This is a genomic window from Parcubacteria group bacterium (genome assembly GCA_041659505.1).
Classification (GTDB): Bacteria; Patescibacteriota; Minisyncoccia; order Moranbacterales; family UBA2206; genus UBA9630.
In genome coordinates this window covers 391665-409421 of record JBAZYF010000001.1, presented here as the reverse complement: position 1 = coordinate 409421, position 17757 = coordinate 391665, and the positions used below count along the sequence as shown (strand labels likewise).

Below are 17757 nucleotides of genomic sequence, written 5' to 3'. Positions count from 1 at the left end.
TCAAGACTAAGTATTTTGGGGGAAATAGGGCTAGTTTTGCAATTTTTTCTTAAAAATATCAAGCAGTTCCTGATACATTTCTAGCATATACGGTTTTTCTTCCGGAGTAAAAAACAGTCCAGGCATCGAGTTGAGTTCAACTATCCAAGGCTTTTTATTTTCATCAAACATCAGATCGATCGAATAGACGCGTGGAGTGAAAGTGGTAAAAACTTCATTGGCATAGGCGATGATTGGAGAGAGTGATTCGGGCAGTTTTTCTTTTGGAACAATAACAAGGGATCCGCCTTGAGCAAGGTTAGCCAGAAAGCTGCCCTCTTTCGGTTCGCGGATGTAGGAATAGATCAGTTTGTCATTGACAAAAACTAGACGTAGGTCGTGCATCTTTTTGCTCACTCCTGGGACTCCCTGAGAAGAATTAATGAATTCTTGGGCGATATTTTCCTTCTCAATCTTTAGTCCGGCAATATTTTTTTTATCCACGATTTGGACATCTTTCCCGCCACTTTCACTGAGTGGCTTTAGGACTAGTTTGGTAGATTTTATTTTGGGCAAGATAGTTTTCAACTCAGTCTGGTTTTTTATGATCCAACTTTTTTTTGACCATTTGCTGAAAATCAGGCTAGTGGTAAATTTGTCATCGATGAGACGGGTAAAATTCAAATCATTGATGAACGGATATTTCGCGCCGATCAATTCTTTTTTGTGGTAAACTTCCAGCCGCGCTTTGGTCTTGTCATAGACCAGATCCGGTCGGATATTTTCCACTTTTTTCCAGTTGCCGCCCTCGCCTTCATAGAGCCAAGCAAATTTGAAAAGTTTTTTTTCATAATCATACCATTCGTAGGAGGCGCGATACATCTGGATATTATTTTTTTTGCAGAGCGAATAGAAATACTCGTAGGAATATTGATAGTCTTTATTGCTAAATGGCTTGGCCTTTTTCCAATCGCTTTTGCCAAAAAGGATCATCACTTTTTTCATATGGTTTTAGTTTTGATTAAGTGGATTATTTTTTCAGCCACAGCTATTTCTGGATAGATGGACTGAAAACCTTCAATGCCGAAAAATAAATTAATTTCTATAATGATAAAACCCGTTTTTGTGGATAAGATATCGAGCCCGGCCGATTCGAGGCCTAATTTTTTGCACACACGAACAGCAAAGGCGCTCATTTTTGCGTCAGTATGTTTCTCCACCTTACCACCAAGGGAAAAATTATTTTTCCATTCTCCCTTTTGCGCACTTCTTTTCATCAGGCCGAGGCATTTTCCTCCGATCACGATTGCTCGATAATCAGCTTCATTTTTCATGTAGGGCTGGAAAAGGATATTTGTGTTTCTGCGGTTTTCGACAAAGGCGTCAAGTTCTTTTTTGGTGGACAGTTTCCAAACCTTGTTTCCGCCTCCACCATAACTTTCTTTGGCTACGAGGGGAAAAGAAAAACCTTGTTTTCCAAGAGCGGCGGAAACTTTTTCCGGCGTATTGTCACAGAGATGGACTGTCGGTATGGTAGGAATTTTTTTCGAAGCAAAAAGGTGCATCTGGGAAAATTTGTTATAAAAAGGATTTTGCAGGAAGAACTGGCTGTTTGGCGTGTAGATCTTTTTTTCTTCTAACAGGTTAAGAAAAACATTAAATTCGTTTTCCAGATTGAATTGAAATTCTTTCCGGCTTATTTTTTTTGTGATGGGAAAGCGGAAGATATCAAAAAAAACAGAACCGATTTTTTTGAGATCCAGCTCGACATTTTTCAGGCAGACAGTTTTTCCGCAGAAAGATAGGTCAGACCATTTTGCGTATAGATAGGTCAGGCCTGTTCTTTTTAAGGCAGTCATGACTGGCTGCTTGGGACTGGTTTCTTCCCCGATCCCGATGAGGAGGATTTTTTTCATAAATAAAGTTTAGTGGTCGCAGCTCGATCTAACAATCTTTATTTTTAGACAAATTGCTTTTTTGCGTCGTGCTGAGTTTTAGGATGAAGTTTATGATGTCTTTGATGACGTTTCTAGATTTTCCAAAGGTCGGGTTGTAGTGGATATAGATATCGGGCTTTCCGTTGATTTCCAAAATTCCAAAAGTTTGGCCTTTTGGGTCGGCGGAAATATCTTCACAGATGATATCGATGCCGGCCAGATAGTCGCCAATAGCATCAGCCGCTTTGGCGCAGATGGAAACAATTTTTTTATTGACCAGTTCCGTGACGTCACGAGTTTCTCCTCCTTCGGCCAGCGAAGAACTTTTTTTGATCGAGGCGATTTCTCCAACGCCTAGGATATGGTCAAAAGAAAAGCCTTGCTCTTGCAATATTTTTTCTAGCGTTGTATCGATCGGAGTCTTGCGGTGCGTACTTTTTTGCTTTTCTTCGATGAGCTCTTGGATGGTCGAGCAGCCATTGCCGAAAACTCTCGGGGGGATCATTTCGAGCGCTCCGATGACTTTCTCGTCAAGCATCAGTACGCGATATTCTTTGCCAAAGATCATTTCTTGAGCGATTAAAGAGCGGAAATTGACTATTTCTTTTTTCAAGATGGACTGCGCTTCCTTGGGAGTTTTTATGTAGGGAAAAATGCCCTGGCTGTTTGAGCCAGAGGCGTCTTTGATAATTATGGGAAAGTTAAGGCTGGCTATTTTTTTCTCAGCATCTTCTGTTTGGAAATTTTTTCTAAAAAAGAACACTGTCGTTGGTGTCGGTAAGGAACGTCTTTTGAGTAATGTGTAGGTCAGATCTTTATGGGTCGTTGCTCCGGCGATGCTGATGAAGTTTTTAGCAATTCTGAATTTTCTTGTAATTAAAAAAACCTTGCCGCGGACATGGATATTATAGCAACCTCGTTCTGGAATGACTTCTTCAAAAGTTCCTCCCATTTCTTCAACAACTTTCTTTATCAGTGGTGGGTTTTTGATCATTTATTTGCTTGCGTCGATTAAATATTTTTTCAGATTGACTTTGCCGATAATCATCGGATAATGCATATGTGAACGGTCGACTAGGGTGATTTTTGTCGTAGTGGTCACATTGTCCATCACAAATTCGATATTGATCATCGGGCGGTAAGTGTAGCCATTGGAAGATTTAACGGGAATGGTAGATGCGATATCAGGAACGTTTTTGTAGATTGCCCAGCGTTTTTCTTTGTCTAGATTTTTCAAATTTTCATAGGGCATTTTCAACTTTTCAAATTCTTCGATCGTTTCCGTGAAACCAAGCTGTTTGGCCAGTTCATTATCGATCGAAGACCAGTCGGCGCCCGTGTCAATTTTCGCTTCGACTTCAATTTCTTTGCCATCTTTGCCGATCAGTTTCACTTTTTCCACCGTGCCGATCACTTTTTTTCCGGAAATTTCTTCCACCTCTTCTTCAATTTCTCCTCCGAATAGATCCATGCCGACGCGGATGCCTTTTTTGACGGTCTTAATTTTGATTCCAGCCGCTTTTTTCAAACGCCACTTGAGGCCATCGAGATTGGCGACTTGAATGGCTAGTCCTGGTCGGGCATTAATTTCCAAAATGACCGGTCCGCGCTCTTTGTCGATTGCAATGTCGACACCGAGAAAACCTAGTCCGGAAATTTCTTGTGACCGGACGGCCAGCGTCAAAATGTCCATCCAGTAGGGGATTTTGATTCCGGAAAGCAAGAGTCTTGTGCCAGGCAGATATTCAATAATTTTTTGTTTACCGGCCACGGCTGTCGTTGTCACGCCGGATGCCAAGTCAATGCCGACTCCGATTGCGCCTTGCGCGAGATTAGCTTTTCCGTGAGATTCTTTGGTAGGAAGCCGGAGCATTGCCATGATTGGCATTTTGTTGAAAACAATGACGCGGATATCAGGGATGCCTTTGAAGGCATAGGGTTTAAAAAGTTTCAAAAGTTTCAAGCGTTCTTCAAAAAAGGCCGTATCAGGAATGCCCGAGAGGGAATAGGAGCCGTCCAAAATATTTCTGGTATGATTTTTAAGATCGTTGATTGTGATGATTGATCCATCGGCTTTGACCCAGGCATCGTCACGGTGCTTTTTTCGGCCATAAATAACAATGATACCTTCACCACCAAATCCGCGATTAGGCTTTAGGACAAAACTATCCGGTAATTTTTGCCAATCAAAATTATCCAGATCTTCAAGTGACTTGATCTGGGCGATAAGCGTGGGGACGGCGATATCATTTTTTTTGAGTATACGCTTACTCAAAAGTTTGTTGTCCGCCAAGCGTTTGGCGGAAGTACGGTTGAGGGGGCGGATGTATTCCAAATTTCGGGAATTCATTCCCAGGATTCCGCGGCTTTTTTTAATAAATTCAAACATAAGCTCCTCCTTAAATTAACTTCTTTTGATAATTTCTCCGAAACGCAAGTACTCCGTGAGACGAAGACCGGTCCACTTACCAAACATGATATTGAGTGGAATGGTAAAAAGGATAACTCCGGGATAGCTGGCAATAAAGTGGATCAATACCTCCCAGCTAGCAAGATAAAAGCCTAAAATAGAAATGATCAATGTTTCGGCGGCCAAAAGGATAGCTGCGCGGTCGCCCTTTTCAATCTGCACGGCGATGAATTTTTCCACTAGAGTAATCATAATCAGGATCGGGAAGATGGAAACAGAAGCTAGACCGGTTCTCTTCAGGCTTCCGCCGATCGCCAGCATGACGAGAATGGAAAGTGCAACGATTGTAAGCATGATAGCTACGCGCGGTAAGTAGAGTAAGCGGAAAGATTTAAGAGCGATCCTCATCAGCATGCCGATAAGAATGATCATCACGAAGATTACGATGCCATATTTAATGCCATTGGTCGCGAGGAAGGCGAATGTGACGAGAAGCGGGGTGTAGATACCAAACGCCTTGATTCCAATTACCTGGCGCAAAAAAGCAATCAAAGTGGCGATGATCGGAAGCATTAAGATTAGTTTGATCGTTTCAAACGGCACGCCCTCATTGAGAAAAAAAGTCAAGACGGGACTGACGTGGAAATTTAGTTCGTTCATATGGCTCTTTGATGCTTAGCGGTCCTCGGCTTGCCCTAGCTTTAGCGGAGGCGGCTGGCGCAGTCATTTTTTAGACTAATTATGGCGCGACTGTTAGCATGACACACAGCAATTGCCAGTGCATCAGCCACGTCGTCGGGTTTTGGGATGCAACTCAAGTGCAAAACACTTTTGATCATTTGTTGCATCTGTTTTTTTTCTGCTCGGCCATAGCCTGTGAGAGCTTGTTTGACTTGGAGCGGTGTGTAACTAAACACTCTAACACTATTTTGCTTTAAAGTCAAGAGGATTGCCCCGCGGGATTGCGCTACTTGGATGACCGTTTTTTGATTTTTGAAGAAAAAGAGGCTTTCAATGGCAGATTCCTGAGGTTTGTGTTTTTTGATGATCTTGGCCAAGTCGTCAGAAACCTCCAAGATGCGCTCAGCATCGCTGTTTTCTTTGGCCGTACTGATGTGGCCATATGCCAAAGGCAAGAGCTTTCCCTCCTTAATTTCAATGATGGCCCAGCCAGTAGTGGCTGTGCCCGGGTCGATTCCTAAAATTTTCATGAGTTTCTTTGAAATAGCCTCCTCGCCCTTAAGGAGAGGATGTCACGTACTCGTGACAGGTGAGGGAAAGGGCAATGGGTTATTGATATCTAGACAAAGCCAGTTTTTTCTTAATATATAGCCCTTTCCCTCATCCGGCCTTCGGCCACCTTCTCCCTAATGGAGAAGGGGATATATTGGCTTACGCTAAGTTGCTATAAATTTCACTCACATCCTCATGGTCGTCCAGTAGTTCCATGAGATTTTCATAGGATTCACGGGTTTTTTCAGGAACCGTGATGGTGGTTTTGGGCAGATAAATCAGGCCCGAATCAAGTATTTTAAGCGATTCTTTGGCAATATTTTCTCGCACTCTGGCAAAATCTTTCTGGTCGGTAATTATATTCAAAATTTCTTCTTCTAGAATCGTATCTTTGGCACCAGCTTCAATGGCTTGCATTTCCAGTTCATCCGCGTCTTTATTTTCCAGATCAATGCTAATGCTGCCGACTTGTTCAAAATTCCACATTGCCGAGCCTTTTTCGCCTAATTTGGAATTATTTTTTGTAAGAATAGTTTTTACTTCGGAAACTGTGCGATTTTTATTGTCCGTCGTGCAGGAAATGAGGAGCATCAGTTCGCCTGGACCGACGGCTTCATAGAGGATTTCTTCGATCATCGCGCCTTTGATTTCGCCCGTTCCACGCTTGATGGCGCGTTCAATATTTTCTTTGGGCATATTCATCGCCCGTGCCCGATCAACGGCCATTCTGAGTTGAAAGTTGGTGTCCAGTTTTCCACCGCCGTCGCGCGCCGCAATCGTGACTAACTTTCCATATTTAGTGAAAATCTTGCCACGTTTTGCGTCATTAACGCCTTTTCGTTGTTTTATTCCCGCCCAATGTGAGTGTCCGGACATAATAGTAATTTGGTAGCTAGTATTTAGTGTCTAGTATGATTTAAGCTTAGCACTTTGGGGGGATAAATTCAAGGAAAAAAGTTATTTCAAAATAACAATATAAACTCATTTAATTTCGCATTGATTTTTTTCCAAAGTTGGTCAAAAAAGTTAAGAGCGGTGGCTTCTTTGTGGGAAATGTTTGGGACGAGCTTAATCGTAGAAATTCCCAAAACTTGCCCTTGATTTTGAGCTAATAATTTCACTGGTGAAATATTTGATCCGGCGAAAAGTAGCGTTATTTGATTTTCTTGCTTTTTGTGCCAAGAGGGATTTTTGGTTGATTTTCCCAAATCGGACAAATCAAAGTCGGCTTTTAGCGGTTCTTCGATTTTAACTTCAGGCGCAATAGCTACGGGCTTGTTTTTTGTATAGTTTGTTCTTTCCCCGCCTGCAACGCTATGCGTAGCATTGCGGGCAGGTTCTGTGTCTTTTGGTGACAAGATCCATTGCCAGCTCTTGCCTGTTTTTTGATAAAGCTCGTCTTCGGAAATCGATTTATTTTTGTGGTCGTATTTTAATTTGTCCGCCACTTTTCCATCGGGATAACGCAGTTCAATTTTGGCTTGCTTGTTTCCCAGGGAGAATGCGGAAAATTTGCGCGTCAGCATTTTTGTTTCGCCGGCTTTCAGGATAAAATCTTTTGCGATTGGATGGTTGTATAATTTTTCCCAACCAGTGGCAATGCTCCAATTCTTAAGATTCACTTTTTTCTTCGTGCCGTTGAGAATCTCCAGCCATTCTCCAACACTATCTTTTCCCTGGGGATTCGGCGATAGTGAAATTATTTGCACTTTAGTTTTTCCAAATTTTTCTACCTTAACAGTGAAGTTCAAAAGATTTTCTCTGCCGTCGCCAGTGATTTTGAGTGAGGCCTCATACGTCCCAGTTTTTTTGTATTTATGGCGCGTTTTTTTGAGATAGCTCTTATGGCCATCGCCAAAATTCCAGGTGAATTTTTGCGCGGCACTATCTGCTTTCACTTCAAAATTAGCATAAACATTGGCATAAATTTTTGAGTCTTTTTTTATTTTTCCGGAAAGCAATTTTTCAAATTTATTTTCTGTTCCAGGTGTATATAATTTTGTCCATTGCCAGGCGATGCCATCAAAGGCGTAGGCGTAGTCATATTTGGGTTTTTCATAGCTTACTGCATCGATCGGATTTTCCTTGGTGTTATCTTTGGCAATGAGAAAAGCGGTGTCAGAGGAAGTGTTGTTCAGTTCGAAGTTTCCTTCTAAAATAAAAAGCTCCAACGGAGCAATAGTTTTTTCGGGAAAATTTACCTTATGATTTTTTTCATCTTCGATCCGCATTCCGGCAAGATCGATTTTTTCATCTGACGTGTTGATGATTTCCACAAATTCTTTTCCTTCGTTTTTGGTTTTCGGCGCAGGAAAAATTTCATTTATTTTTAGTTTTCCGGAATAATTTTCTTCTTCTGGTTCATCGTCAGGATTTTCTTCTTCGTCGTTTTCTTTCCAATTGATACTGTTGATGATTGTGCCTTCATCGACTTTTCCTAATCTTATGGCGATCTGGTTTCCCTCAGAAATTGTTTCTGTTGTGCTTGAGTTCGCTTTAATTTTTTCTGCGAAGCCATCTTGGCTGTTTGCCCAAAGGTGTTTTTGGCCAGCGGGAACAATGACAGCACTCGTCCAGGATTTTATATTGGTGTCTTTGCTCGCTGTTGCGGATCTCTTGACCAACCGATATCCATTGAGGTCGATATCAGCAGTTGAATTGTTGGTTATTTCGATAAAATCTTCATCGGTCTTTCCGGTTCCGCCGCTATATTGAATTGCGGTAATTTTTAACGTTTCGTCAGCGGAGCTATTTTTCCAAAAACAAAAAACAATTGCGATAAGCACTGACAAAAATAGAAACAAACTTAGTTTTGTTTTTATATTTTTATTCTTCACCCCAAACTCTTATGAAGTAAAACTTATAAAAAATTTTCTTTGACTAATTTTGGAAAAATATTGTCATAAAATATCGGGTAAATCTTCACAGTTTTATTTTCAAGGTCATCTTTCGAAAACCATCCAAGCTCACTTATTTCTGAAGAAGGAATGGGGATTCCCTTAATTGAAACAATGTAGATATGATCGGTTTGTGGCACATTGTAAATTTGATTAGTATGATCAATAGAATAGTAATACCGAGCTTTTTCCAATGGAACGCCAATTTCTTCCAATATTTCGCGAGTAAGCGCAGAAATCTGATTTTCATTGTCTTCAAGTGTTCCACCCGGTATACCAAAAAAAATAGTTTTATCATCCCTGACTAGAAGAATTTTTTTATTTTGGATTATCACTGCAGCTACGCGTTGTCTATTCATAGCTTAAAAACTAATTTAATTCATCATGAATTTCTTTGCGGATGACGGCGCCGAGATTGTGCGCTTCCTTTTTCTCATAACTTTTTTGCAGATTCATTACCAAATCTTTGATGGCATAGGGATTGGGCACGTGTTTGAAGATGAAACGCTCTTTTTCTGCGGCGGTCTGGACATAGAGATTGCCGTAGTTGAGAAAAGTGGGGATGATGCCTTGGACTTCCACCGTGATGTCTTGGATATTTTCTAGTTCCAGTTCACTGATACCGCGAGAAAAAAGACCTTTTTGTTCGATGTTCACAATTCGTTCGTTGGTGACAATCCAAACATCAAAATAATAATCGATCCAAATGATGAAGAAAAACAACCAGATAAAAATGAGAAAAATATTTTCTAAAAAAAGAAAAAGGCTTGGGCTGATGGCGCCATTGGAAGAGTCAACGATTTGAGAAGCAAAAACAAGACTGCCAAAAAGCAGAAGGAGCATAATAAAAATAATGAAAAACTGGCTCAAGATATCGAACCAATGCCGATGCACGACCATGAGAATCTCTTCGCCGTCTTTTTGTCCTTTGAAATGAAATTGATTGAAGTTTTGCATAGGTGAAAAAATTAGAAAGAATTAAAATTGGAAGGCAAAAAATTAATCAGAGTCGTACTCCAATCGACGGAGAAAAATAACGCGACGTTCGAGATGAAAAGAAAAATGGAAACGAATGAGAAGATAGAGACCATCAGTTTGCTGAAATGTGAATTGATGGCATAATTGATCAAATGATAGACGACAAAAAAAGAAATTAGAAGATACATCAGAACAAAAAGCGCATAAAATCCATAGACAATTACTATCATATTTTTTTAGAAAATACGGCTGACTTGAGTAAACGCGTAATTCCTATTGTTTTTAAAATTAAATTAACTTAGCCGGAAACTTAATGCCTAAATGATCATAGGCGGCTTCGGTCGCCATGCGACCACGTGGGGTGCGAGTGAGAAAGCCGATTTGGAGGAGATAGGGCTCATAGACATCTTCAATGGTTTTGATTTCTTCCGAGGTTGCTGCGGCAACCGTGGAAAGTCCAACCGGACCGCCACCGAATTTTTCGATGATTGTGCGCAAAATGTGCTTGTCAGCTGGCTCAAGTCCTAATTCATCAACATCAATCATTTCCAGGGCTTCCCGTGCTCGCACGCTGTCGATTGTCGGATAGTTTTTGATCTGGGAAAAATCGCGCACGCGTTTCAAGAGGCGGTTCGCCACGCGGGGAGTGCAACGCGCGCATTTGGCAATTTCGCCGAGGCCCGAGTCTTCCATTGGAACAGCGAGAATTTTTCCCGAACGCCTAAGGATCCGTTCAATTTCTCCGGTTTCATAGAATTCCAAACGATGAATGGCACCGAAACGATTACGCAGAGGATTAGAAAGAGAGCCAAGTTTGGTTGTGGCACCGATCAAGGTGAATTTGGGCAGATCAAGCTGGATCGTGCGAGCGGAAGGGCCTTTGCCAATTACAATGTCCAGTTTGAAATCTTCCATCGCCGGATAGAGCACTTCTTCGATGGATTTGTTCAGGCGATGGATTTCATCGATAAAAAGAATGTCGCCGTCTTGCAAATTAGTGAGAATCGAGCCAAAATCACCCACACGCTCAATGGCGGGGCCGGAAGTGGTCTTGATGCTCACGCCCAACTCTTTGGCAATAATGTTAGCCAGGGTGGTTTTTCCCAAGCCCGCTGGTCCATAGAGCAAAACATGCTCAATCTGTTCCTTGCGTTTTTTGGCCGCCTGGATCAAAATATCGAGGTTTTTTTTGACTTTTTCTTGCCCGACATACTCGGAAAAGCTTTGCGGGCGCAGAGTATTGTCCAAATTGAGGTCTTCAAGCTGTTCGTGGGAGTTTGTAATCATCACTTCATTGTTAAATGGCTAAATTGTTAAATTGTTATGAAATTTGGGTGAATTTTCTAAATAATCCCAGCAATTCAACAATTTAGCAATTTAACAATATAATTCTAGCACTATTTGACAAAAAAACAAAGTTGTGCTACATTACTAAGTCATCCGAAAATTAAGGTTTTTTGATGGCAAGCAGTAAATTGCAGGCAATTGGTGGCTTCTATCTTTTGTCATCAATATGGGGAACTTTTTTCAAGATATGGGTAAAATGGTTGGCTTGCTCCTTGAGCAAACCGGCTGCGTTATTCCTCGATTTTGTTCCTTTTCTTGGGCTCCTAGTTCGAGATTTTTGCCTGCAGATTATTACTAATTAAAACCATTTGGTTTTGTGTAAATTAAAAATAAACATTCTTTCGTAGGAGGAGGTATATGAAAAAGAAGGAGCTGGAAGAAAAAATAAAAGAGAGCATTATGACAGATGCCTCGGTGTTGGAAGCATTATTAAATGCCGAAATCGAGGAGAAATATCTCAAAAAGGGATGTGTCATTGAGATGATTTTTTCCTCTTGTATGTTCTTGAGATATGATAAGACCATGGATGAATTGCGGAGTCGTTTTAAAAAAAATGGCTGGACCATCATATTTCAGATAATTCAGAACACAGAAGAAGGGGAATGTGTTCGCGTTACAATTAGTTGAATGGGGTATGTTGGAAAAACAAAAGGCGTGGATTCGAGGAATCTACGCTTTTTTTAATTTGTCTGAACCACTGATTAGCACTGATTACGCTGATTACACATGAAAAATCCACCTCACCCTAACCCTCTCCTTAGTAAGGAGAGGGGACTAAATGCAAAAGTATTGTATGCCTTATTGACGTTTTAAAAATAGAAAAATAAAGAAATAGCCCTTCTCCTTGCCAAGGAGAAGGTGGCCGGAGGCCGGATGAGGTGAATTTCAGTGTAATCAGGGAAATCAGTGCTAATCAGTGGTTCAGATTTCCGTAACCCTCTCCACCTCCTCCAAAGTCGTCTCCCCCTCCAAAACCTTCAAAATCCCATCCTGTGCCATCGTAATCATTCCTTCAGAAGTCGCTTTTTGATTAAGCTCTGATGTGACGGCGCCGTGCATTACGGCTTCTTGGATTTCGCGGGAGAATAAAAATATTTCACTGATGGTTGTGCGGCCTTTGTAGCCGATGTGATTGCACTTGTCACAGCCATTTGGTTTATGTACCTCCGATATTTCTGGAATGTCTACACCGGCCCTTGGACTGATGGTTTTCAAAACTTTTTCCATTTTGAATTTTTCGTCTTCTGTCGCTGGAACTTTAGTTTTGCACTCACAGAGTGTGCGCACAAGTCGTTGGGCAATGAAAGCGTTAACGCCAGAAACGATGTCTTCGGGTTTCACGCCCATATTGAGCATCCTGGCGACGGCGCCAGAGGCGTTGTTGGTGTGGAGCGTGGAAAGGACGAGATGTCCTGTGAGGGCGGCTTGGACGGCGATTTGGGCGGTTTCGTTGTCGCGGATTTCACCGATCATCATGATGTCGGGATTTTGACGCAGGAGAGCGCGCAGAGCTGTGGAAAAAGTATAGCCGTCTTTTTCACTGACTGGCGTTTGCAAGAGGCCTTCCATTTGGTATTCGATCGGATCTTCGACGGTGATGATTTTGATTTCCGGATTTTTAATCATGTTTAAAATTGCATAGAGCGTGGTGGTTTTTCCACTACCGGTCGGACCGGTGTTGAGCACGACGCCATTCGGTTTTGAAACTTCATGTTTAATCTTTTCCAAGTTCTGTTTTCTGATTCCCAATTTATCCAAATCGAGCGCGACGGAAGATTTGGAAAGAAGTCGCATCACGACTGTTTCGCCAAAACCACCGAGAATGATCGAAACGCGGATGTCGACGGATTTTTCTTTCAGCTCGGTGAGTTCGTCGTCAAAGGTAATGCTAAAACGGCTATCAATGACGCCTTGACGCGCTTCGGTTTTTACGCCACTGAGCATTTTTATTTGTCCCAAAAATGTCGTATATTCTGTGAGCGGAAGTTCGGCGACGGTTTGCAAGATGCCATCGATGCGAAAACGAATTTTGACGATTTCTTTTTCTGGTTCGATATGGATGTCGCCAACACCCAGGATTTGCGCGGCGGAGAAAATAATCTTAACTACATCGGCAATTTTAGTGCTAGCAAGCAGCGTTTGCATTTTGGCAAAATCATTCACATTCTCCCGCGTTTGGTCATAAAATTCTTTTTTGATCGGGAGTGTACTGCCCAAAGTTTGCGCCATTAGTTTTTCATAGATGCCTTCCAAAAATTCTCCCTGTCCAGTCACTTTTTTCACTTCGTCGATCGAAGTGACTCCGCTGATGGCTTTCAGGATGCCATCTTGGAGCATCGTCACCATTCCTTCTTCCAAAACTGCCATTGTGATTTCTGTTTCTCCGGCGAGATCAAGAATCATCTTTTCCGTTTCCGGGCTGATCGTGAGCACTTCAAAGATTCCCATTCGACCTTTATATCCCGTGCCTCCGCATTTGAGGCAACCCTTGGGACGATAAAGTTTTTCGATATTTTTTGGGATTTCTACTTTAGCGCGCGGGGAAATGATGGAGAGAATTTTTTTCAGTGAATCGATTGTTTCTTTGGCGGGGATATATTCTTCTTTGCACGAACACAATTTGCGCACTAAGCGTTGACCAATAATAGCATTCACCGCCGGGGCGATGAAAGATGGTTTTACGCCCATTTCGATGAGGCGGGGGATAGACGCGATAGCGCTGTTGGTGTGAAAGGTGGAAAGGACGAGGTGACCTGTGAGGGCAGAGTTGACGGCGATGTCCGCTGTCTCATCATCGCGAATTTCACCGACCAAAATAATATCCGGATCCTGGCGGACAATTGCCCGCAGACCATTGGCGAAAGTATATCCGCGGGCTTTTTCAATTTGGGTTTGAGAAACGCCTTTTAGTTGGTATTCGATCGGATCTTCGATAGTGATGATTTTTTTGTCCGGCGTATTTAGTTTGCTGATGATGGCATAGAGCGTAGTGGTTTTTCCACTACCAGTCGGTCCGGTCGTAAGAATCATCCCATTGGGCGCTTCAATTTGTTTTTGGACTAATTCATACGCTAGACCCTGGAGGCCAAGCTGTTCAATATTGACATTGATCGAATCAGGATCAAGTAGACGCATCACGATCGATTCGCCATAATTACCAGGAATGGACGAAGCGCGGATGGCAATTTTTTTGTTGGCCAAGTTGATATCAAAAGTGCCATCTTGTGCCATATCAGAAAGATTGAGTTTCATTCCCGACATCATTTTGATCCTGGTGGCGATCCGTTTGTGGATATTTAATGGAAAAAAAGCCACGTCTTGCAAAACGCCGTCGATGCGGTAACGCAGGCGGAAATCTTTTTCCTCTGGTTCGATGTGTACATCCGAAGCGCCGAGGGTGTAAGCCCCAGCCATAATCGTATTCATCACCTCCGTGATTGGCATTTCTTTGATCCTTTCTTTGAGTTCTACCAAATTTTTTAGGGCAGCCTGAAAATCAGTCAATTCCTCATCCTCAATAGTTAGGCTCAGTTGGTCGAGAATTTCCGTAAAAACGATTTTTTTATATTTCTCCAGCACACGCTCGAAATTATAGGGAGAAATAACAAAAAGACTAATTTTTAGTCCGAGCCGTTCAGTCATTTTTTTGAGAAATTCTTGTGTATCGGCTTGCATCGGATCAACAGAAACAACTGTCAGGATTTTGGCTTTTTTTTGAATGACGGCAATGCCTAATTTTCGTGCGTCGGCTTCATCAACCAGTTTTAAGCTATCGATGGAAACCGGTACGATGTTGGTGTCAATGTAGGGCAATTCTAACTTAGCAGCAAACTGAGCCGTTTCTTCTTCTTCTGAGCGATGTTTCAATTTGGAAACAAGGTTGTCAGAAACCGCTTTTTTTGCTTCTTCATCCCCAACTGCTTTTGTGGTTATTTTTATCATAATTTTTTAGTTATATTCTAAATAAAACTATTTTTATAGCTCAATTCTAGCACAAAAAAGTAAAACAAAAAAACAGCCCGGGATTATTTTAGGCTGTCCTTTGAATGGTTTGCTTCGAATATCCTCCTCGCCCTTCGGGAGAGGATGTCTGAAGGACAGGTGAGGGCAAGGGTGATGCTAAGAAATAAAAATGTTCTGCGTAGGAAAGTAATAATTTTATCAAAAGCCCTTTCCCTCATCCGGCTTTCAGCCACCTTCTCCCGGAGGGAGAAGAGGCTTTAGATGGAGTTTTCGATTTTCCCCTGAATAGTCTTCGCCGCCAGAATCAAATCACTTCCTGCTAATTTAATATCCAAAGTTTCATTTTGACTAGCTGTTCCGAAAAGCAAAGCCATTTTTTGCAAGAGTTCGGGGCTTATAGTTTTAATGACCGCAGAAGAGCTATTGGGCGTATCGTTGTAAAGAATCATAAAGATCTGGCCATCGTTATAGTTTTCTTGTAATTTTTCCAAAATAACTGACAGGCTTTCTGGAGTAGTGCGGCTCTGGACAAAATCATCGAGACTCAGGGCGGCCCAGGCTAACTTGCTCTTTTCTTCCCAATTAAGCTTGCTCATCACTCGTCCTAGCAGTTTTAAGGTAGAGAGTGGTTGGGTTTTATAAAGCCAGCGGATAATGCCTTGCTGATCCGCTCCGCGATCCATCAGATCTGCCGCGGCAGAAAGGGCTTTGGGCGTGGTATTTTTCTTTTGGAAGTTTCCGGTCGCGCCAATGATTCCGGTCAAAAGGCTTGTGGCGATATTTTTGTCAAAATTGGTCGCATCGATATCTTCCAGAACCGGCTTAATGATTTCTGCGCAAGAAGAAGCTGTGATGTCGACGAGGTTTATCTGCCCGAAGTTTTCATTGTTGCCCCGGTGATCGATGTTGATGACCGGAACTTCAAAAAATAGATCAGAGTTGTTGATATAGATCTGTCCCAATGATTCCAAATCGGGACTGTCCAAAACGACAATCAGGTCATATTTAAATTTAGCCAAGATGAAAGAGAAATCACGCGGATCAATCGAGCCTTTTTCTGGGGTGAGATAAACATTAAAAGCGTCGCCGATTGTTTCCTGGCGCAATCCCGTGATTTTATTGCGGCTCGTGTCAAAAGACAAGACAAATTCCCGTGCTCCGGAAATTTCCGAGGCGATATTTTTCGGGCGGGGGAGAAATTCAAATTTAGTGTCCGATAGTTTTTTGCCGGAAACGATCGTGGCAGGTATGTTTCTGTTTTCCAAAAAAAACGCCAGGGCAAAAGCACTGCCAATGGCATCAAAACCGGGGTTTTCGGGGATGAAAATAAGAACATCTTTCGCCTGAGCGATGAATTTCTGGAATTGTTCTTGCAGAGCGAGACTCATAGAAAAAAGGAGTTAGGTTCTTAGCTGCGATTTTGTTTCAGGTAGTATTTCAAGGTAGCAGGGATTTTTGCGGGTGTCAAATGATGGTGGGTTTTGGTCTTTTTGTTGTACAAAAAAAGAGTTCTACTTAAAGGGAACTCTTTTTTGTGAGTTGGAAAATAAAACAATCACAATTTCTCAATCTCTTCCAATAGCGCGCTAAGAATATTTTTCTCTAGTCCTTGTCATTAAAAAGCTCAACGTAATCTTTGTATATGTAGGATTGTCCATATTTTCTATCTTTATTCTTTGGTGATAAAATTCCCATCTTAATAAATCGATCAATGATTGACTGTGCTCCTGCGCGAGTGAAACCAGTCCAATTTTGGATTAGACTTACATTTACAATCGGTTGCCCATAAAGTTTTGGCAACACTATTGTTGCGCTTTCAGAGGCGCGCTTACCAAGCTTTTGAACTTTCATTATATCCTTTTGGCGCAAGACGGTAATTTTGCCGACAATATCAATCGCTTCATTAGCTATTTCAATAACACCATCCAAAAAGAAGTCAATCCAGTCCGGCACATTTCCATCGTGATAGTCAGAAAGTTTTTCATAATAAATTTTTTGGTGTTTTTTAAAGTAAGATGACAAAAATAAGACTGGTTTTTCCAAATAGCCTTCCTTCCAAAGATAGAAAGTGATTAGCATTCTTCCTGTTCTTCCATTTCCATCTAAAAAGGGATGGATTGTTTCAAATTGAGCATGGACAAGACCCGCCTTGATTATTGTTGGCGTAGTATCATTTGCGTGTATAAACTTTTCCAGATCATTAAGCGCTTTTTGCATATCAAAAACAGTGGGCGGGACGAATTTAGCATTATCTGGTCTAGTTCCGCCGATCCAATTTTGACTTTTACGAAATTCTCCTGGATCGGAAAAATGAGTCGCTCGAGCTTTATGCATCAACTGTTTGTGCAGCTCTCTAATAAATCTAAGTGTCATGGGAAAATTATCCGCGGATACTCTTTTTATTCCGTAATTAAGTGCTTTGATGTAGTGCAGGATATCATCAACATCTTGGGGTATATTTGTGTTAATTTTCACTTCAGCTTCGATAGCGTCAATCATTGTTGCCATAGTTCCTTCAATTTGACTTGATGAAGCAGCATCTTTTCTTAGGCACATTAGAAGAAAAAAATCAGAGTCAGGGAGTAATTTTGTTATGCCGTCAAGCTTTCCCAATAGTCGAGTAGCTTCATTGTTTTTTTTTAATATTTTTGGCTCAAAATTAAAATCCTCCCTGGGTGGAAAAGGGTTTGGGGTAAAAGCCTTGAAGCCTTCCTTTTGGTCTATATTTAGGCCAATCGTAATGTTTTGCATAGTTTGTTTACATCTTTAGCTTAATGTATACAAAATATAGTGGTTTGTATACATCTTGTCAGTACATGTATACAAACTTAGTATAAAACCAAAATCACAATTTCTCAATCTCTTCCAAAAGCGCGTTGAGAATGTCTTTTTCTTTCACGGATTTGATCACTTTGCCTTTGGCGAAAATTGCGCCCATCCCTTTGCCACCAGCCACACCAATGTCGGCTTTTCAATTACCGTTTTGGTTGACAGAATGATTTTTTTGGTGGTA

16 protein-coding genes are annotated in these 17757 nt (G+C 41.6%); 1 reads left to right on the top strand and 15 read right to left on the bottom strand.

The window, feature by feature from the left end; genetic code table 11:
• Window positions 1-30: 30 nt before the first annotated feature.
• The 12 genes from WC848_01790 to ruvB form a co-directional block, all read right to left on the bottom strand.
• Entirely contained in the window at window positions 31-984 is a 954-nt protein-coding gene (locus WC848_01790) for an ATP-grasp domain-containing protein (protein ID MFA5961395.1), read from the bottom strand.
• Window positions 981-1895: an ATP-grasp domain-containing protein gene (locus WC848_01785; GenBank protein MFA5961394.1), complete on the bottom strand. Its 915-nt coding sequence runs from the start codon at window positions 1893-1895 to the stop codon at window positions 981-983. Before WC848_01785 ends, WC848_01790 begins: the two co-directional genes overlap by 4 nt.
• A 28-nt stretch (window positions 1896-1923) precedes the next feature.
• A complete protein-coding gene (locus WC848_01780; protein ID MFA5961393.1) occupies window positions 1924-2910 on the bottom strand; it encodes an ATP-grasp domain-containing protein in 987 nt (328 codons plus the stop codon).
• Window positions 2911-4305 carry a sugar-transfer associated ATP-grasp domain-containing protein gene (locus tag WC848_01775; protein MFA5961392.1) on the bottom strand — a complete coding sequence of 465 codons (1395 nt, stop codon included), beginning with the start codon at window positions 4303-4305 and terminating at the stop codon, window positions 2911-2913. It abuts the gene before it with no gap.
• Between the two features lie 15 nt (window positions 4306-4320).
• On the bottom strand, window positions 4321-4986 hold the full coding sequence (locus WC848_01770) for a 7TM domain-containing protein (protein MFA5961391.1): 666 nt from the start codon (window positions 4984-4986) through the stop codon (window positions 4321-4323).
• Window positions 4987-5027: 41 nt separating this feature from the next.
• Window positions 5028-5537 carry a crossover junction endodeoxyribonuclease RuvC gene (gene ruvC / locus WC848_01765; protein ID MFA5961390.1) on the bottom strand — a complete coding sequence of 170 codons (510 nt, stop codon included), beginning with the start codon at window positions 5535-5537 and terminating at the stop codon, window positions 5028-5030.
• Window positions 5538-5718: 181 nt separating this feature from the next.
• Window positions 5719-6435, bottom strand: a complete 717-nt coding sequence (locus WC848_01760) for a YebC/PmpR family DNA-binding transcriptional regulator (protein MFA5961389.1) — start codon at window positions 6433-6435, stop codon at window positions 5719-5721.
• An 86-nt stretch (window positions 6436-6521) separates the two neighbouring features.
• The gene (locus WC848_01755) at window positions 6522-8363 is read right to left on the bottom strand and encodes a lamin tail domain-containing protein (protein MFA5961388.1); all 1842 of its coding nucleotides are present in this window, start codon (window positions 8361-8363) and stop codon (window positions 6522-6524) included.
• Between the two features lie 56 nt (window positions 8364-8419).
• Window positions 8420-8815 carry an NUDIX domain-containing protein gene (locus tag WC848_01750; GenBank protein ID MFA5961387.1) on the bottom strand — a complete coding sequence of 132 codons (396 nt, stop codon included), beginning with the start codon at window positions 8813-8815 and terminating at the stop codon, window positions 8420-8422.
• Window positions 8816-8825: 10 nt separating this feature from the next.
• Window positions 8826-9413, bottom strand: coding sequence for a PH domain-containing protein (locus WC848_01745; GenBank protein ID MFA5961386.1), 588 nt, complete (start codon window positions 9411-9413; stop codon window positions 8826-8828).
• An 11-nt stretch (window positions 9414-9424) separates the two neighbouring features.
• Entirely contained in the window at window positions 9425-9664 is a 240-nt protein-coding gene (locus WC848_01740) for a hypothetical protein (GenBank protein MFA5961385.1), read from the bottom strand.
• Between the two features lie 58 nt (window positions 9665-9722).
• Window positions 9723-10721 (bottom strand): Holliday junction branch migration DNA helicase RuvB, encoded by a 999-nt coding sequence (ruvB, locus tag WC848_01735; GenBank protein ID MFA5961384.1) that lies wholly within the window; start codon window positions 10719-10721, stop codon window positions 9723-9725.
• A gap of 417 nt (window positions 10722-11138) precedes the next feature.
• Here ruvB and WC848_01730 point away from each other — a divergent pair, with 417 nt between their 5' ends.
• A complete protein-coding gene (locus WC848_01730; GenBank protein ID MFA5961383.1) occupies window positions 11139-11408 on the top strand; it encodes a hypothetical protein in 270 nt (89 codons plus the stop codon).
• A 294-nt stretch (window positions 11409-11702) separates the two neighbouring features.
• On the opposite strand, the gene WC848_01725 is transcribed toward WC848_01730, so the two are convergent.
• The 3 genes from WC848_01725 to WC848_01715 all read right to left on the bottom strand — a co-directional run bounded on the left by WC848_01725 (window position 11703) and on the right by WC848_01715 (window position 17495).
• Window positions 11703-14723: a GspE/PulE family protein gene (locus WC848_01725; GenBank protein MFA5961382.1), complete on the bottom strand. Its 3021-nt coding sequence runs from the start codon at window positions 14721-14723 to the stop codon at window positions 11703-11705.
• Between the two features lie 278 nt (window positions 14724-15001).
• Window positions 15002-16132, bottom strand: a complete 1131-nt coding sequence (locus tag WC848_01720; protein ID MFA5961381.1) for a DHH family phosphoesterase — start codon at window positions 16130-16132, stop codon at window positions 15002-15004.
• 214 nt (window positions 16133-16346) lie between these two features.
• Window positions 16347-17495 (bottom strand): Fic family protein, encoded by a 1149-nt coding sequence (locus WC848_01715; protein MFA5961380.1) that lies wholly within the window; start codon window positions 17493-17495, stop codon window positions 16347-16349.
• Between the last annotated feature and the right edge of the window lie 262 nt (window positions 17496-17757).

What these genes read in the sequence shown, in the direction of transcription:
- WC848_01790 (MFA5961395.1), bottom strand. Translation starts at nt 984, where the DNA reads ATGAAAAAAGTGATGATCCTTTTTGGCAAAAGCGATTGGAAAAAGGCC.
- WC848_01785 (MFA5961394.1), bottom strand. Translation starts at nt 1,895, where the DNA reads ATGAAAAAAATCCTCCTCATCGGGATCGGGGAAGAAACCAGTCCCAAG.
- WC848_01780 (MFA5961393.1), bottom strand. Translation starts at nt 2,910, where the DNA reads ATGATCAAAAACCCACCACTGATAAAGAAAGTTGTTGAAGAAATGGGA.
- WC848_01775 (MFA5961392.1), bottom strand. Translation starts at nt 4,305, where the DNA reads ATGTTTGAATTTATTAAAAAAAGCCGCGGAATCCTGGGAATGAATTCC.
- WC848_01770 (MFA5961391.1), bottom strand. Translation starts at nt 4,986, where the DNA reads ATGAACGAACTAAATTTCCACGTCAGTCCCGTCTTGACTTTTTTTCTC.
- ruvC (MFA5961390.1), bottom strand. Translation starts at nt 5,537, where the DNA reads ATGAAAATTTTAGGAATCGACCCGGGCACAGCCACTACTGGCTGGGCC.
- WC848_01760 (MFA5961389.1), bottom strand. Translation starts at nt 6,435, where the DNA reads ATGTCCGGACACTCACATTGGGCGGGAATAAAACAACGAAAAGGCGTT.
- WC848_01750 (MFA5961387.1), bottom strand. Translation starts at nt 8,815, where the DNA reads ATGAATAGACAACGCGTAGCTGCAGTGATAATCCAAAATAAAAAAATT.
- WC848_01745 (MFA5961386.1), bottom strand. Translation starts at nt 9,413, where the DNA reads ATGCAAAACTTCAATCAATTTCATTTCAAAGGACAAAAAGACGGCGAA.
- WC848_01740 (MFA5961385.1), bottom strand. Translation starts at nt 9,664, where the DNA reads ATGATAGTAATTGTCTATGGATTTTATGCGCTTTTTGTTCTGATGTAT.
- ruvB (MFA5961384.1), bottom strand. Translation starts at nt 10,721, where the DNA reads ATGATTACAAACTCCCACGAACAGCTTGAAGACCTCAATTTGGACAAT.
- WC848_01730 (MFA5961383.1), top strand. Translation starts at nt 11,139, where the DNA reads ATGAAAAAGAAGGAGCTGGAAGAAAAAATAAAAGAGAGCATTATGACA.
- WC848_01725 (MFA5961382.1), bottom strand. Translation starts at nt 14,723, where the DNA reads ATGATAAAAATAACCACAAAAGCAGTTGGGGATGAAGAAGCAAAAAAA.
- WC848_01720 (MFA5961381.1), bottom strand. Translation starts at nt 16,132, where the DNA reads ATGAGTCTCGCTCTGCAAGAACAATTCCAGAAATTCATCGCTCAGGCG.
- WC848_01715 (MFA5961380.1), bottom strand. Translation starts at nt 17,495, where the DNA reads ATGCAAAACATTACGATTGGCCTAAATATAGACCAAAAGGAAGGCTTC.